Source organism: Cellulophaga baltica (assembly GCF_018861125.1).
Classification (GTDB): Bacteria; Bacteroidota; Bacteroidia; order Flavobacteriales; family Flavobacteriaceae; genus Cellulophaga; species Cellulophaga baltica_A.
In genome coordinates this window covers 1-18,142 of record NZ_JAHKQN010000005.1, presented here as the reverse complement: position 1 = coordinate 18,142, position 18,142 = coordinate 1, and the positions used below count along the sequence as shown (strand labels likewise).

Annotated in this window: 8 protein-coding genes; 7 read left to right on the top strand and 1 reads right to left on the bottom strand. The window is 33.3% G+C overall.

Annotated elements, in window-relative coordinates:
• The first annotated feature begins 81 nt into the window (after window positions 1-81).
• The 3 genes from rpoB to KO500_RS00695 all read left to right on the top strand — a co-directional run bounded on the left by rpoB (window position 82) and on the right by KO500_RS00695 (window position 8,575).
• Window positions 82-3,891 (top strand): DNA-directed RNA polymerase subunit beta, encoded by a 3,810-nt coding sequence (gene rpoB / locus KO500_RS00705; protein ID WP_215954576.1) that lies wholly within the window; start codon window positions 82-84, stop codon window positions 3,889-3,891.
• Window positions 3,892-3,954: 63 nt separating this feature from the next.
• On the top strand, window positions 3,955-8,253 hold the full coding sequence (gene rpoC, locus KO500_RS00700) for a DNA-directed RNA polymerase subunit beta' (RefSeq protein ID WP_215954575.1): 4,299 nt from the start codon (window positions 3,955-3,957) through the stop codon (window positions 8,251-8,253).
• Window positions 8,254-8,263: 10 nt separating this feature from the next.
• Complete coding sequence (locus KO500_RS00695; RefSeq protein ID WP_215954574.1) at window positions 8,264-8,575, top strand: DUF3467 domain-containing protein; 312 nt, start codon at window positions 8,264-8,266, stop codon at window positions 8,573-8,575.
• Between the two features lie 174 nt (window positions 8,576-8,749).
• Here KO500_RS00695 and KO500_RS00690 read toward each other — a convergent pair whose 3' ends face one another.
• Window positions 8,750-10,339 carry a peptide chain release factor 3 gene (locus KO500_RS00690; protein ID WP_215954573.1) on the bottom strand — a complete coding sequence of 530 codons (1,590 nt, stop codon included), beginning with the start codon at window positions 10,337-10,339 and terminating at the stop codon, window positions 8,750-8,752.
• A gap of 398 nt (window positions 10,340-10,737) precedes the next feature.
• Between KO500_RS00690 and KO500_RS00685 the strand changes: the two genes are divergently transcribed.
• The 4 genes from KO500_RS00685 to KO500_RS00670 form a co-directional block, all read left to right on the top strand.
• Window positions 10,738-14,487 carry a gliding motility-associated C-terminal domain-containing protein gene (locus tag KO500_RS00685; RefSeq protein ID WP_252732398.1) on the top strand — a complete coding sequence of 1,250 codons (3,750 nt, stop codon included), beginning with the start codon at window positions 10,738-10,740 and terminating at the stop codon, window positions 14,485-14,487.
• 25 nt (window positions 14,488-14,512) lie between these two features.
• Complete coding sequence (locus KO500_RS00680; RefSeq protein ID WP_215954572.1) at window positions 14,513-15,463, top strand: PorP/SprF family type IX secretion system membrane protein; 951 nt, start codon at window positions 14,513-14,515, stop codon at window positions 15,461-15,463.
• Window positions 15,464-15,473: 10 nt separating this feature from the next.
• Window positions 15,474-17,417, top strand: a complete 1,944-nt coding sequence (locus KO500_RS00675) for an OmpA family protein (protein WP_215954571.1) — start codon at window positions 15,474-15,476, stop codon at window positions 17,415-17,417.
• A gap of 346 nt (window positions 17,418-17,763) precedes the next feature.
• A partial coding sequence (locus KO500_RS00670) for a hypothetical protein (protein WP_215954570.1) occupies window positions 17,764-18,142 on the top strand: 379 nt, incomplete at its 3' end.

The window sequence follows — 18,142 nt, the reverse complement described above, 5'->3', positions numbered from 1 at the left end:
ACCTAAACCTATTTATGTATGTAGCCTTTAGCTATGTATAATTATTAGAGTAAGTATTCATAATCAAAATTTTGTCCATTGATGTTTACAAATCAGACTGAAAGAATAAATTTCGCATCCGCTAAGAATATTCCGAATTATCCGGATTTCTTGGACATTCAGGTTAAGTCGTTTCAAGATTTTTTTCAATTAGAAACAAAATCTGACGAAAGGGGAGACGAAGGACTATATAATACGTTCATGGAGAACTTTCCAATTACGGACACGAGAAATCAGTTCGTATTAGAGTTCTTAGATTATTTTATAGACCCGCCTCGTTATTCTATACAAGAATGTATAGAACGTGGTCTTACCCATAGCGTTCCGCTAAAAGCAAGGTTAAAATTATATTGTACTGATCCGGAACATGAGGATTTCGAAACTATTGTTCAGGATGTGTATTTAGGAACTATTCCTTACATGACACCAAGTGGTACCTTTGTTATCAATGGTGCAGAGCGTGTTGTTGTTTCACAATTACATAGATCTCCAGGTGTTTTCTTTGGACAATCATTCCATGCAAATGGAACAAAATTATATTCTGCAAGAGTAATTCCTTTTAAAGGTTCTTGGATAGAATTTGCTACAGATATCAATGGCGTTATGTACGCTTACATTGATAGAAAGAAAAAATTACCTGTTACAACTTTATTTAGAGCTATCGGTTTTGAAAGTGATAAAGATATATTAGAGATTTTTGATTTATCAGAAGAAATCAAAGTTTCTGTAGCAGGACTTAAAAAAGTTTTAGGACGTAAATTAGCTGCTAGGGTTTTAAATACTTGGCATGAAGATTTCGTTGATGAAGATACTGGTGAGGTTGTTTCTATTGAAAGAAACGAAATTATTTTAGATCGTGACACAGTTTTAGAAAAAGATCATATTGCTCAAATTGTAGATGCTGATGTGAAAACTGTTCTTTTACATAAAGAAAGTGCAGCGCAATCTGATTATGGTATTATTCATAATACATTACAAAAAGATCCTACGAATTCTGAAAAAGAAGCAGTAGAACATATATACCGTCAATTACGTAATGCTGAACCGCCAGATGAGGAAACAGCACGTGGTATTATTGATAAATTATTCTTCTCTGATCAACGTTATAACTTAGGTGAAGTTGGTCGTTATAGAATGAATAAAAAATTACAGTTAGATATTGGAATGGACAAGCAAGTCTTGACTAAAGAAGATATCATAACAATCATCAAATACCTTATTGAATTAATTAACTCAAAAGCAGAGATTGATGATATTGATCACCTTTCTAACCGTCGTGTTAGAACAGTCGGTGAGCAATTATCTCAACAATTTGGTGTTGGTCTTGCGCGTATGGCGAGAACAATTCGTGAGCGTATGAATGTACGTGATAACGAAGTTTTTACACCTATTGATTTAATTAATGCGAAGACATTATCTTCAGTTATTAATTCATTCTTTGGAACTAACCAGTTGTCTCAATTTATGGATCAAACAAATCCATTAGCTGAGATTACGCACAAGAGAAGATTATCGGCTCTTGGACCAGGCGGTTTATCGAGAGAAAGAGCAGGTTTCGAGGTTCGTGATGTTCACTATACACACTATGGTAGATTATGTCCTATTGAAACACCTGAAGGACCAAATATTGGTTTGATTTCTTCATTATCTGTTTTTTCTAAAGTAAACTCTATGGGATTCTTGGAGACTCCATACAGAACAGTTGAAAATGGAAAAGTAGATATTGAAAACTTTAGATATTTAAGTGCTGAAGAAGAAGAAGGAATGATGATTGCTCAGGCAAACATTCCTATGGATGATGAAGGTACTATTACTGCAGAAAAAGTAATTGCAAGAGAAGAAGGTGATTTCCCTGTTGTGGATCCTTCAGAAATTCATTTTACTGATGTTGCTCCTAATCAAATTGCATCTATATCGGCCTCATTAATTCCTTTTTTGGAACATGATGATGCTAACCGTGCATTGATGGGGTCAAACATGATGCGTCAAGCAGTTCCATTATTGAGACCTGATGCGCCAATTGTTGGTACAGGTTTAGAACGTCAAGTAGCTTCAGATTCTAGAGTATTAATAAATGCTGAAGGAGATGGAACTATACAATACGTAGATTCTCAAATTGTTACTATTAAATATGATAGAACAGAAGAAGAGCGTTTAGTTAGTTTTGATGATGACTCTAAAACATATAAATTAGTTAAGTTTAGAAAAACTAACCAAGGTACAAGTATCAATCTAAAACCAATCGTAAGAGTGGGTGATAGAGTGAAAAAAGGTCAAGTACTTTGTGAAGGTTATGCAACTGAAAACGGAGAGTTAGCTTTAGGTAGAAACTTAAAAGTTGCCTTCATGCCTTGGAAAGGGTATAACTTTGAGGATGCAATTGTAATTTCAGAAAAAGTTGTTAGTAATGATATTTTTACCTCAATTCACGTTGATGAGTATTCTCTAGAGGTTAGAGATACAAAATTGGGTGCAGAGGAGTTAACAAATGATATTCCTAACGTTTCTGAAGAAGCTACAAAAGATTTAGATGAAAACGGAATGATCCGTATAGGTGCTGAAGTTAAGCCTGGTGATATTTTAATTGGTAAGATTACTCCTAAAGGAGAATCTGACCCAACGCCAGAAGAAAAATTGCTTCGTGCAATATTTGGTGATAAAGCAGGTGATGTTAAAGATGCCTCTTTGAAAGCCTCTCCTTCATTACGTGGTGTTGTTATTGGTAAGAAATTATTCTCTCGTTCTATTAAAGATAAGAGAAAACGTTCTGAAGATAAAGAAGCAATATCTAAATTAGAGTTAGAATACGAAGTAAAATTCCAACAGTTAAAAGATGTTTTAGTCGAAAAACTATTCAATCTTGTAAATGGTAAAACTTCTCAAGGTGTATTAAATGATCTTGGAGAAGAAGTACTTCCGAAAGGAAAGAAATACACCATGAAAATGTTAAACTCTGTTGATGATTTTGCTCACTTAGTAGGTGGTAGTTGGACAACTGATAAAGATACAAATGTATTAGTTGCTGATTTATTACATAACTACAAGATCAAGCTTAATGACCTTCAAGGGAACTTGAGAAGAGATAAGTTTACAATTTCTGTAGGTGATGAACTACCAGCTGGTATTATGAAGTTAGCTAAAGTTTATGTAGCTAAAAAACGTAAGCTTAAAGTAGGTGATAAAATGGCGGGTCGTCACGGTAACAAAGGTATTGTTTCTCGTATTGTTCGTCATGAAGATATGCCTTTCTTAGAAGACGGAACACCAGTTGATATTGTATTGAATCCATTAGGTGTACCATCTCGTATGAACATTGGTCAGATTTATGAAACTGTTCTTGGTTGGGCAGGTCTTAAATTAGGTAAAAAATATGCTACTCCAATTTTTGATGGAGCATCATTAGATCAAATTAATGAATTTACAGATGAAGCTGGAATTCCAAGATTCGGTCATACATATTTACATGATGGTGGAACTGGGCAACGTTTTGATCAACCAGCAACGGTTGGTGTTATTTACATGTTGAAATTAGGTCACATGGTAGATGATAAGATGCACGCTCGTTCTATTGGACCATACTCTTTAATTACACAACAACCATTAGGTGGTAAAGCACAATTTGGTGGTCAGCGTTTTGGAGAGATGGAAGTTTGGGCACTTGAAGCTTATGGAGCTTCAGCTACATTACGAGAAATTTTGACTGTGAAGTCTGATGATGTTGTAGGTAGAGCTAAAACTTACGAATCTATTGTAAAAGGAGAAACAATGCCAGAGCCTGGTTTACCAGAATCTTTCAATGTATTAATGCATGAGCTTAAGGGATTAGGTTTAGATATTAGACTGGAAGAGTAGTAAGAATAGGTTTTAGAGACACTATTTAGTAAAACAAATTTAATTTATCATCACCATATTGTTATGGCTAGACAAAGAGATAATAACACAGTAAAAAGGTTCAATAAAATTTCAATAGGTTTGGCTTCGCCAGAATCAATTCTGGCAGAGTCAAGAGGAGAAGTTTTAAAGCCTGAAACTATAAACTATAGAACGCACAAACCTGAGCGTGACGGTCTTTTTTGTGAGCGTATTTTTGGCCCTGTAAAAGATTACGAATGTGCTTGTGGAAAATACAAGAGAATTCGTTACCGTGGTATTGTTTGTGACCGTTGTGGTGTAGAGGTTACTGAAAAGAAAGTACGTAGAGATAGAGTAGGTCACATTAATTTGGTGGTTCCTGTCGCTCATATCTGGTACTTCAGATCTTTACCCAATAAAATAGGATACTTATTAGGTTTGCCTTCTAAGAAATTAGACATGATTATCTATTATGAGCGTTATGTTGTAATTCAAGCAGGTATTGCTAAAGGTCCTGAAGGTGAAGAAATCAATAAAATGGATTTCTTAACTGAAGAAGAGTATTTAAACATATTGGAATCTATTCCAATAGAAAATCAATATTTAGAAGATTCTGACCCTAATAAGTTTATAGCTAAAATGGGTGCTGAATGTTTAATTGATATTTTAGCTCGTATCGATTTAGATGTACTTTCTTATGAATTAAGACATAAAGCAAATACAGAAACTTCTAAGCAACGTAAAACTGAAGCTTTAAAGAGACTTCAAGTTGTTGAATCTTTAAGAGAGTCTCAAGAAAATAGAGAGAATAGACCTGAGTGGATGATTATGAAAGTAATCCCTGTTATTCCACCAGAATTACGTCCTCTTGTGCCACTTGATGGTGGTCGTTTTGCGACTTCAGATTTAAATGATCTTTACCGTAGAGTTATTATCCGTAACAACCGTTTGAAAAGATTGGTTGAGATAAAAGCTCCAGAAGTAATTCTTAGAAACGAGAAGCGTATGCTTCAAGAATCCGTTGATTCTTTATTCGATAACACAAGAAAGGCTTCTGCTGTTAAAACAGAATCGAACAGACCATTAAAATCACTTTCTGATTCATTAAAAGGTAAGCAAGGTCGTTTCCGTCAAAACTTGCTTGGTAAGCGTGTGGATTATTCAGCACGTTCTGTAATTGTTGTAGGACCAGAATTAAGATTATTTGAATGTGGTCTTCCAAAAGATATGGCTGCTGAACTTTATAAGCCTTTTGTAATTCGTAAGTTAATCGAAAGAGGTATTGTAAAAACAGTTAAGTCTGCTAAGAAGATTATAGATAAAAAAGAGCCTGTTGTTTGGGATATCTTGGAAAATGTATTGAAAGGACATCCGGTTATGTTAAACAGGGCTCCTACATTACACCGTTTAGGTATTCAAGCATTCCAACCTAAGTTAATTGAAGGTAAAGCTATTCGTTTACACCCACTTGTATGTACTGCATTTAATGCGGATTTTGATGGGGATCAAATGGCGGTTCACTTACCATTAGGGCCAGAGGCAATTTTAGAATGTCAATTATTAATGTTGGCTTCTCATAATATATTAAACCCTGCGAATGGTTCTCCAATTACGGTACCATCTCAGGATATGGTCTTGGGTCTTTATTATATGACCAAAGAGCGTAAATCTACACCAGAAGTTCCTATTAAAGGAGAAGGTTTAACTTTCTATTCTGCTCAAGAAGTTGTGATTGCTCACAATGAGGGAATGGTTGATTTGAATGCAGGTGTTAAAGTAAGAGCAAAAGATTTTAATGAAGCTGGTGAGTTAGTTTATCAAATTATCCCAACAACTGTAGGTAGAGTTCTATTTAATAGAATGGTACCACCACAGGCTGGTTACATTAACGTTGTATTAAATAAAAAATCTTTAAGAGATATTATTGGTGGAATTTTAGAGGCTACAGATGTGCCTACTACTGCTGATTTCTTAGATAAGATTAAAACTATGGGTTACGAATTCGCCTTTAAAGGTGGTCTTTCCTTTAGTTTAGGAGATATTATTATTCCACCTGAAAAGCATGACATGATTGGTGATGCTAATGGTCAGGTAGAAGGTATTATGTCTAACTATAACATGGGTCTTATTACTAACAACGAACGTTATAACCAAGTTATTGATGTTTGGACTTCAACAAATGCACAGTTAACTGAGTTAGCTATGAAACGTATTCGTGAAGATCAACAAGGATTTAATTCTGTGTTTATGATGCTTGATTCTGGTGCGAGGGGTTCTAAAGAGCAAATCCGTCAGTTAACAGGTATGCGTGGTTTGATGGCTAAGCCTAAAAAATCTACTGCCGGTGGTGGTGAGATTATTGAAAACCCGATTTTATCAAACTTTAAAGAGGGGCTTTCAATTCTTGAATACTTTATATCTACTCACGGTGCTCGTAAGGGTCTTGCGGATACGGCATTAAAAACTGCCGATGCAGGTTACTTAACACGTCGTTTAGTTGATGTATCTCAAGATGTTATTATTAATACTGAAGACTGTGGTACTTTAAGAGGTATTGAAGTTGAAGCATTAAAGAAAAACGAAGAGATTGTAGAATCATTAGGAGAACGTATTATAGGTAGAGTTTCTTTACATGATGTTTTTGATCCAATTACAGAAGAACAACTTCTTAAAGCAGGTCAAGAAATACATGAAGCAGATGCTAGACGTGTTGAAGCTTCTCCGATTGATAAAGTTGAAGTTCGTTCCGCATTAACTTGTGAGGCTTCTAAAGGAATTTGTGGTAAATGTTATGGTAGAAACCTTTCTACTAATAAAATGGTGCAAAGAGGTGAAGCTGTAGGTGTAGTTGCTGCACAATCTATTGGTGAACCTGGTACACAGTTAACACTACGTACATTCCACGTTGGGGGTATTGCAGGTAACATTTCTGAAGATAATAAGCTTTCTGCTAAATTTGCTGGTATTGCTGAAATTGAAGATTTAAGAACTGTTACAGCTAAAAATGGTGAAGGCGAAGATGAAGAGATTGTAATATCAAGAACTTCTGAAGTAAAAATAGTTGATCCAAAAACAGGAATTACTTTAAGTACAAATAATATATCTTACGGTTCTCAATTATTTATTAAGAACGGAGCTAAGGTCGCTAAAGATGATGTAATTTGTCAATGGGATCCATATAATGGTGTTATTGTTACTGAATTCCCTGGTACAATTGCATATGAAAATATTGATCAAGGTGTAACATACCAAGTTGAAATTGATGAGCAAACTGGTTTCCAAGAAAAAGTAATATCTGAATCAAGAAATAAGAAGCTAATACCAACATTACTTATTAAGAATAATAAGGATGAAGTATTACGTTCATATAACTTACCAGTAGGTTCTCACATTATGGTAGATAATGGTGAAGAAGTTACGGAAGGTAAGATCTTAGTTAAGATTCCTCGTAAATCTGCTAAGTCTGGTGATATTACCGGTGGTCTTCCAAGAGTTACTGAGTTATTTGAAGCTCGTAATCCTTCTAATCCAGCTGTAGTTTCTGAGATTGACGGTGTTGTTTCTTTTGGTAAAATTAAAAGAGGTAATAGAGAGATTATTATTGAATCTAAATTAGGTGAGGTTAAAAAGTATTTAGTTAAACTTTCTAATCAAATATTAGTACAAGAGAATGATTATGTTCGTGCTGGTATGCCACTTTCTGATGGTTCAATTACTCCTGAGGATATATTGAAAATTAAAGGCCCATCTGCTGTGCAGCAGTATTTAGTAAATGAAGTACAAGAAGTATATCGTTTACAGGGGGTGAAAATTAACGATAAGCACTTTGAGGTTGTAGTACGTCAAATGATGCGTAAAGTTAGAATTCAAGATCCAGGAGATACTATTTTCTTAGAGAATCAATTAGCTCATAAAGACGATTTTATTACTGAGAATGATGAAATTTTTGGTAAGAAAGTTGTTGTTGAAGTTGGTGAATCTGATACATTAAAAGCAGGACAAATTATTACAGCACGTCAATTAAGAGATGAAAACTCTGTTTTACGTCGTGGTGATAAAGCTTTAGTTGAAGCTAGAGACGCTATTGCGGCAACTGCTACGCCAATACTTCAAGGTATTACACGTGCATCGTTACAGACGAAGTCGTTTATATCTGCAGCATCGTTCCAAGAGACAACTAAAGTATTAAATGAAGCAGCAGTAGCTGGTAAAGTTGATGGTTTAGAAGGCTTGAAAGAAAATGTTATTGTAGGTCATAAAATACCAGCAGGTACAGGTATGAGAGATTATGATAGTATTATCGTAGGGTCTAAAGAAGAGTATGATGAGATTATGGCTCGTAAAGAAGAATTTAAATTTTAATTAGTTTTTAATGAGTGATAAAAATCAAAAAGAAAAGCAGATTAATATAGAGCTTGATGAAAAAACTGCTGAGGGAACTTATTCCAATTTAGCAATCATAAATCATTCTGTATCTGAATTTGTAGTTGATTTTATAAGTATGATGCCTGGAGCTCCAAAAGCAAAAGTGAAGAGTAGAATAGTATTAACTCCTCAACATGCTAAAAAGTTTTTAAAAGCATTAAACGATAATGTCAATAGATTTGAAAAAGCTCACGGAACTATTAAAGATTACGAGCAACCTTCAATACCAATGAATTTTGGTCCAACTGGAGAGGCATAAATAAAAACCCCGTGATGAAAATCACGGGGTTTTATTTTACAAAGCTATTATTTCAACATAAAAATTTATGTAATAAATTGAATGATTAGTTCATTTTAGAGTGTAAAAAAAGCTAAGTAATAAATTCTATTTATTACTTAGCTTTTTTATTTAGATAAATAATCTAAATTGTTTTTACTCAAACTCAGAAGTAAATCTAAGTGTTACGCTCGGGTATTTTTGTTGTGTCATTTGTAATGAAAATTGAGAATCAGCTAAAAATACTAACTGTCCTCTTTTATCTTTTGCTAAGAATTTTTGTTTCACACGTTTAAATTCTTTGAATTCATCATTTTTAGGATCCTTTGGATCTACCCAACAAGCTTTATGTACAGGGAAATTTTCATAGGTGCATTTTGCTCCATATTCATGTTCCAATCTATATTGAATAACTTCATATTGGAGGGCACCTACTGTACCAATAACTTTACGACCATTCATTTCTAAAGTAAATAATTGCGCAACACCTTCATCCATTAATTGATCAATACCTTTAAATAATTGTTTAGATTTTAAAGGGTCTGCATTATTAATATATCTAAAGTGTTCAGGAGAAAAGCTAGGGATGCCTTTGTAATGTAAATTTTCACCCTCAGTTAAAGTGTCTCCAATTTTAAAATTACCGGTGTCATGTAAGCCTACAATATCACCTGGGTATGAAATATCGATAATTTCTTTCTTCTCTGCAAAAAAAGCATTAGGACTAGAGAATTTTAATTTTTTATTATTTCTAACATGTAGATAAGGTTTGTTTCTTTCAAACGTGCCTGATACAATCTTAATAAATGCTAATCTATCTCTATGTTTAGGATCCATGTTAGCATGGATTTTAAAAACAAAACCAGTAAATTCTTTTTCTTTTGAATCAACTAATCGTTCCTCAGACATTTTAGGTCTTGGAGTAGGTGCAATATCTACAAAACAATCAAGTAGTTCACGTACACCAAAATTATTTAATGCTGAGCCAAAAAATACAGGTTGTAAATTTCCATTTAAATATTCATCTCTATCAAATTCAGGATATACACCAGAAACTAACTCTAAATTGTCTCTAAGTTCATCAGCGGCATCAGTACCAATAGTTTTTTCTAATTCGTCACTTTGTATGTCACTAAAAGCAATAACATCTTCAATGTTTTTCTTACTGTCACCACTAAAAAGGTTAATGTTTTTTTCATAAATATTATAAATACCTTTAAAATCGTAACCCATACCTATAGGGAAACTTAAAGGAGTGACTTTTAAACCTAATTTTTGTTCTACCTCATCTAAAAGATCAAAAGCATCTTTACCTTCTCTATCCATTTTATTGATAAATACAATAATTGGAATTTTACGCATTCTACAAACTTCAACTAATTTTTCAGTTTGCTCTTCAACACCTTTCGCTACATCAATAACAACAATTACACTATCAACTGCAGTTAAAGTTCTAAAAGTATCTTCGGCAAAATCTTTGTGACCAGGTGTGTCTAATATGTTTATTTTTTTATCCTTATATATAAAAGCAAGAACAGAAGTAGCTACAGAAATACCACGTTGACGTTCTATTTCCATAAAATCACTAGTTGCACCTTTTTTGATTTTATTGTTTTTTACAGCGCCAGCTTCTTGTATTGCACCACCAAAAAGCAATAATTTTTCAGTTAGTGTTGTTTTACCTGCATCGGGGTGAGATATAATACCAAAAGTTCTTCTTCTTTGTATTTCACTTTCAAAACTCATAAACAAAATTTTTGCAAAAATAAGTTAAATTATACTTAGGTTGCTTTCTGTTAAATTTTTATTTTAAAAATGGATTTTTAACTACTAAGTATTTGGATTTCAATGTGTAGTGTAGTGTTGTTTTCGATAAAATGTATTCTTTTTCAGATTTCTGAAAAACTCGAAATCTTTTTGGTTCGATGTAACGTATGTTAAATAAGTCTAAAAAACACATAACAATACAGTTAATCGGATTTTTATGTATTTTGTAGACTTTAGATACATCTCTTAAAAATTGATTTAATTGATTTATTTTTTAACCATATCTTGCATCAGATTAATTTGAAGCTCCCACTTCTTACTCATTTATTGAAATTCTTACTGCCATGGTGATTAGTTTAATGTAACAACTATCGCTTATGGAAATTTTTACTCTTATTAAAAAATCAAGGCAATGTTTAAAAGTGCCTTATAGAATTTTAATTCTTCTTTTCGCGTTTGTAGGTTTATCCTCATTTAGTGACTTATCGGAGGACCTTATATTTGATATAAATTATACTGACACTGATGGTGACGGTGTAATTGATTCTATTGATATTGATGCTGATGGTGATGGAATTCTTAATACAGAAGAAGGTTATTCATCATATGGTTTGTCCACAGATACTGATGGAGATGGTATTCCTGATTATTTAGATATTGATTCTGATAATGATGGTGTTTTAGATAATATAGAGGCGCAAGCCGTTATTGGCTTTATTGTGGCTAGTGGTAAGGATATGGATAATAATGGGCTTGACGATAGTTACGAACATTGTCCAATGCAAGGTTTGATTCCTATCGATACTGATGGTGATACTATTCCTGATTATAGAGATATTGATTCTGATAATGATGGAATATTAGATAATGTTGAGGCTCAAACAGAAAATGAATTTATTGCCCCTTGTGGAATAGACAAAGATCAAAATGGTTTGGATGATCATTATGAGGATTATTGTGGAACAGGTCAAGGAATAACTCCTATCGATACTGATGGAGATAGCGTTCCTGATTACAGAGATATTGATTCTGATAATGATGGTATATTAGATAATGTTGAGGCTCAAGATGAATCTAAATTTCAAGCCCCATGTGGTATGGATAGTGATGGTAATGGTTTAGATGATCATTATGAAGAAAGTCCGGGTTCAGGTGAAGGTTTAACTCCAGTAAATACTGATGAAGACTCAAACCCTAATTATAGAGATATAGATTCAGATAACGATGGTGTTCCAGACAATGTAGAAGGTCAAACTACAGATGGATATATAGCACCAAGTGGTACTGATTCAGACATGGATGGATTAGACGACGCTTATGAAGGAATTGGAGATGAAGGCATTACACCAGTAAACACAGACGAAGAAGACACTGCAGATTATATTGATTTAGACAGTGATAATGATTCAGTTCCAGATAATAACGAAGGAAACGATTTTGATTTTGATGGTATTCCAGATCAAGAGTATACAGGAATAGATACAGATGGAGATGGTTTAGACGATGGCTATGAAGGTTCAGATGTAAATGATGGCTTTGATGTAAATGATGAGATAGACTATCCTGCAACAGATTTACCAGATACAGATGGTACAGAAGATGTTAACTATAGAGATTTAGATGATGATGGAGACGGAATAGATACTCCAGATGAAGATGTAGATGGTGATGGCGACCCAACAAACGATGATACAGATGGAGACGGTACACCAGATTATTTAGATCCGGATAATAAAGATACTGATGGTGACGGAGTTCCAGACAGTACAGATTTAGACGATGACAATGATGGTATTTTAGATGTTGTTGAAGATCCAAATACAGATGGAGATAATGACCCATTAACAAATCCAACAGATACTGATGGAGATGGCATTCCAAATCATTTAGATATTGATGCGGATGATGATGGTGTTCCAGACAATGTAGAAGGTCAAACTACAGACGGATATATAGCACCAAGTGGTACTGATTCAGACATGGATGGATTAGACGACGCTTATGAAGGAATTGGAGATGAAGGCATTACACCAGTAAACACAGACGAAGAAGACACTGCAGATTATATTGATTTAGACAGTGATAATGATTCAGTTCCAGATAATAACGAAGGAAACGATTTTGATTTTGATGGTATTCCAGATCAAGAGTATACAGGAATAGATACAGATGGAGATGGTTTAGATGATGGCTATGAAGGTTCAGATGTAAATGATGGCTTTGATGTAAATGATGAGATAGATGATCCTGCAACAGATTTACCAGATACAGATGGAACAGAAGATGTTAATTATAGAGATTTAGATGATGATGGAGACGGAATAGATACTCCAGATGAAGATGCAGATGGTGATGGCGATCCAACAAACAATGATACAGATGGAGATGGTACACCAGATTATTTAGATCCAATAGATGATAATGGAACAGATACTGATGGTGATGGAGTTCCAGATAGTACAGATTTAGACGATGACAATGATGGTATTTTAGATACTGTTGAGGATGAAAATCTTGATGGAGATAATGATCCATTAACGAATCCAACAGATACTGATGGAGATGGCATTCCGAATCATTTAGATATTGATGCGGATGATGATGGTATTCCAGACAATGTAGAGGCTCAAACTACAGACGGATATATAGCACCAAACGAAGATGATGAAGCAACTTATGAAGCTAATAACGGATTAAACACTGCTTATCCAGAAGGTTTAACACCAAACAATCACGATGGAGAAGACACTGCAGATTATATTGATTTAGATTCAGATAACGATTTTGTTTTCGATAATAACGAAGGAAACGATTTTGATTTTGATGGTATTCCAGATCAAGAGTATACAGGAATAGATACAGATGGAGATGGTTTAGACGACGGCTATGAAGGTTCAGATGTAAATGATGGCTTTGATGTAAATGATGAGATAGATGATCCTGCAACAGATTTACCAGATACAGATGGAACAGAAGATGTTAATTATAGAGATTTAGATGATGATGGAGACGGAATAGATACTCCAGATGAAGATGCAGATGGTGATGGCGATCCAACAAACGATGATACAGATGGAGATGGTACACCAGATTATTTAGATCCAATAGATGATAATGGAACAGATACTGATGGTGATGGAGTTCCAGATAGTACAGATTTAGACGATGACAATGATGGTATTTTAGATACTGTTGAGGATGAAAATCTTGATGGAGATAATGATCCATTAACAAATCCAACAGATACTGATGGAGATGGCATTCCGAATCATTTAGATATTGATGCGGATGATGATGGTATTCCAGACAATGTAGAGGCTCAAACTACAGAGGGATATATAGCACCAAACGAAGATGATGAAGCAACTTATGAAGCTAATAACGGATTAAACACTGCTTATCCAGAAGGTTTAACACCAAACAATCACGATGGAGAAGACACTGCAGATTATATTGATTTAGATTCAGATAACGATTTTGTTTTCGATAATAACGAAGGAAACGATTTTGATTTTGATGGTATTCCAGATCAAGAGTATACAGGAATAGATACAGATGGAGATGGTTTAGACGACGGCTATGAAGGTTCAGATGTAAATGATGGCTTTGATGTAAATGATGAGATAGATGATCCTGCAACAGATTTACCAGATACAGATGGAACAGAAGATGTTAATTATAGAGATTTAGATGACGATGGAGACGGAATAGATACTCCAGATGAAGATGCAGATGGTGATGGCGATCCAACAAACGATGATACAGATGGAGATGGTACACCAGATTACTTAGATCCAGATACCATCGAGCAAAATACTGAAGGTGAAGTTGAAGTAAATCAATTAGTAACTCCAAATTCTGATGGTAAGAATGATTTCCTTTTCATAAGAAACGTAGAGTTTGCTTATAATAATTCAATGAAAATTTTTAATAGATGGGGAGTTTCAGTTTATGAAGGGCTTGATTATAACAATCAAAACAATGTGTTCGATGGTCGTTCAAAAGGAAGGTCAACAATTTCAGAAGAAGAGTATTTGCCATCAGGTGTTTACTTCTACATTTTCGAATATGAAGATATCAACGGAGAAAGCATTACAAATAGCGGTTACATATACGTAAGTAAATAATTAAGTTTAGAGAATATTATTGATTATGAAGAAGTATATTTTTTTAATTTCAATTGTTGTAGTATTATTTTTTAACCAAAAAATAAACGCACAGCAAGATGCCCAGTATACACAATATATGTTTAATACAATGAGTGTAAACCCAGCATATGCAGGTTCAAGAGGTCAGTTAAGTATTGCAGCACTTTACAGGTCGCAGTGGGTTGGTTTAGATGGCTCACCAACTACTCAAACTTTAAATTTACACTCACCTATTAGAAATAGTAAGTTAGGTTACGGTGTGTCAATTGTAAATGATGAGATTGGTAATGGAACAGTTCAAGAAACATATTTTGATGGTATTATCTCATATACATTAGATGTTTCTCAAACGGCTAAATTATCATTCGGACTAAAAGTCGGAGGTAATTTATTAAATCTTGATTTTGCAAAACTTAATAATTTTGACAGTGAACCAATTTCAGGAGACAATATAGAAAATAAGTTTTCGCCTAATTTTGGGTTAGGACTTTATTATCATACAGATAAATTTTATTTGGGTCTTTCTGCACCAAATGTGATAGAAACTAATCATTTTGATAATTCAAATAGTGATGCGAATTCAGTATCTTTTTTATCAAGAGAACGAATTAATTTTTATGCAATAGCAGGTTATGTTTTTGAGATAACACCTGACCTTAAATTTAAGCCAGCTGTCTTGACTAAAATGGTTGGTGGAGCACCTTTACAAGTAGATGCATCAGCAAATTTTATGTTTGTAAACAAATTTACATTTGGAGCAGCCTATCGTTGGGATGCAGCAGTAAGTGCAATGGCAGGTTTTCAAGTAAGTGATCAATTTATGATTGGTTTGGCTTATGATAAGGAAACTACTGAATTAGGTTCAACAAGATTTAATGATGGATCGTTTGAAGTATTATTAAGATACGAACTTGTAAAATCATTCCAGAAATTGGTTTCACCTCGTTTCTTCTAAAAAGACAATTATGTTAAAAAAAATATTTTTCACAATTACTATATTAATTTTTGCTTTTCAACAAACCGTTGGGCAAGAAAAAGTTTTAGAAAGAGCTAATGAAAAGTATGAAGCTTATTCTTTTAAACCTGCAATTGATGTTTATAAAAAGGTAATTGATAAAGGGTATGTATCTGCAGATTTATTAAAAAAATTAGCCAATTCATACTATTATAATGCGGACTATAAAGAAGCTTCTCAAGTTTATAAAAGATTAGTAGAAGAATATGAATCAGATGTTACACCTGAATATTATTTTAGATATGCACAAACTTTAAAAAGTCTAGATGCTTATGATGAAGCTGATGTGTTGATGGATAAATTTTCAGAGATGACCTCTAATGATTACAGAGCAAATGGGTTTAATGATGAAAGAGATTACAGAAAAGAAATAAAAGAAAATTCAGGAAGATTTACAATTGAACCTTTCGAATTTAATACGGTTTATTCTGAATTTGCTCCTTCGTATTATAAGCAAGGCTTAATATTTTCTTCTGATCGTGATACGGGTAATTTGGCTAAGTATAGACATACTTGGAACTCTAAAGATTTTTTAGATTTATACAAATCTAATGTTGATAGTGTTTCTTTAAATACCGTGGTTAAGCTAGATAAAGATGTTATTAATACAAGATTACATGAGTCAACCAGTATAGCAACAAAAGATGGAAGTGTTTTATATTTTACAAGAAACAATATTTTAGAAAATAAATATATAAAAGACGAAAAAGGAGTTATTAGATTAAAAATTTTTAGAGTTAAAATCATCGATGGTGCTTTTAGTGAATTAGAAGAGCTTCCTTTTAATAGTAATGATTATTCTGTGGCACATCCAGCTTTAAGTCCTGATGAAAAGACTTTGTATTTTGCATCTGATATGCCTGGAACTCTAGGTGAGTCTGATATTTTTAAAGTAGCAATTAATGAGGATGGAACATTTGGGACTCCAGAAAATTTAGGAAATACTATTAATACGGAGGCAAGAGAAACTTTTCCTTATATTACAAGTGAAAAAGTATTGTATTTTTCTTCTGACGGACACCCTGGCTTAGGTGGTTTAGATGTATTTGGAACTAAAATTTCTGACGAAACAACATATAAACATATTGTTAAAAACGTTGGAGAACCTATCAATAGTAAAGTAGATGATTTTACCTTTATATATAATGATGAAGATAAAACTGGCTATTTTGCTTCAAATAGAGAAACTGGTTTAGGGAATGATGATATTTATAGTTTTATAGAAAATACGCCACTTGAATTAGATTGTCGTAAACGTATTACAGGTACGGTTAGAGATAAAATTTCAAATCAAATTTTGGTTGGCGCAACAGTTAAAGTTATCGATGAGGAAAATCAAGAAGTTTCAGCAACATTATCAGACTCTAACGGTAATTATGAATTATATGTTGATTGTAGTAAAGGTAATTTTATAAGGGCTTTTATGGATGGTTATATCCCTTCTGAAAAATACATAACAAAATCAGATGCAACTGAAGAGATTGTTGATTTTTATTTAGAAAGAGACACTGTTTCTGCAGGTTTTGGTGATGATTTAGCAAAATTATTACAACTTAGTACAATTTATTTTGATTTAAATAAATATGATATTAGACCTGATGCTGAAGTAGAAATACAAAAAATAATTGCAGCGATGGAAAAATATCCTAGTTTAAAATTAAAAGTAAATTCCCATACAGACAGCAGAGGTAAAGATGCTTACAATTTATGGTTGTCTCAAAAAAGAGCAGAATCAACAGTTGGCTATATGGTCTCAAAAGGTATATCGGAAGATAGGTTACAAGGGGAAGGCTTTGGTGAAACTAAATTAGTAAATGATTGTGGTAACAACTCAAAATGTTCTTCTGCTGAACATGATCTAAATAGAAGATCAGAGTTTATTATTATGGAGTAAATTCTTAATTATTTATAATTTTTAAAAGACCAGTTACATCTTGTAACTGGTCTTTTTTTATGCAAAGAACTAAATTTTTAGTACGATTTTGTAAATGTTTTTTAATTGTAATATAATTCTTTATGTCCATGTTTTTGTGGAGTTTATCGATTAAGTGCATGTTAAATATAAGGAGTTGTTAAGGTGTTAGACTTCATATATTAATGTATTTACCATAACAATATTGATATACACAACATTTGTTTTCTTACAAAAATGTTAAATGATAGTTTTGTAGAGTGTATTAGTATGATATCACCATCATATTTGTTACGAAATTTCTTACATAAAAAGATACCCCAATATCATGAATAAAAAAATAATTTTACCAATTTTTCTGCTAATGTCTGCATTTGCTTTTTCGCAAACTACAGTTACATTAGAAGATCAGTGTGATTGCAAGGTTCTAACAGGAACTGAAGTTGTGACACCAGGAATGTCTACACCCACAGGAGCAGATTTAGGAGATCTCTATGTGAATTCAGACACTGGCGAAATATATTTTTGGGATGGTGATTCTTGGGAACTAACCTCTTCAGATGATCAACAAATTGAAAATTTTAGTTTTGATGAAACAACAAATGAATTATCACTAGAATTAGAAAATGGGGGAGTTGCTAGTGTTAATTTAAGTACTTTAAATATTGTAGAAACACTTACTACTATTGTTGCAAATACTGATGGAA

Excerpts from the sequence above, each read along its gene's own strand:
- KO500_RS00690 (WP_215954573.1), bottom strand. The coding sequence starts at position 10,339 with ATGAGTTTTGAAAGTGAAATACAAAGAAGAAGAACTTTTGGTATTATA.
- KO500_RS00680 (WP_215954572.1), top strand. The coding sequence starts at position 14,513 with ATGAAGAAGTATATTTTTTTAATTTCAATTGTTGTAGTATTATTTTTT.
- rpoC (WP_215954575.1), top strand. The coding sequence starts at position 3,955 with ATGGCTAGACAAAGAGATAATAACACAGTAAAAAGGTTCAATAAAATT.
- rpoB (WP_215954576.1), top strand. The coding sequence starts at position 82 with ATGTTTACAAATCAGACTGAAAGAATAAATTTCGCATCCGCTAAGAAT.
- KO500_RS00675 (WP_215954571.1), top strand. The coding sequence starts at position 15,474 with ATGTTAAAAAAAATATTTTTCACAATTACTATATTAATTTTTGCTTTT.
- KO500_RS00695 (WP_215954574.1), top strand. The coding sequence starts at position 8,264 with ATGAGTGATAAAAATCAAAAAGAAAAGCAGATTAATATAGAGCTTGAT.
- KO500_RS00685 (WP_252732398.1), top strand. The coding sequence starts at position 10,738 with ATGGAAATTTTTACTCTTATTAAAAAATCAAGGCAATGTTTAAAAGTG.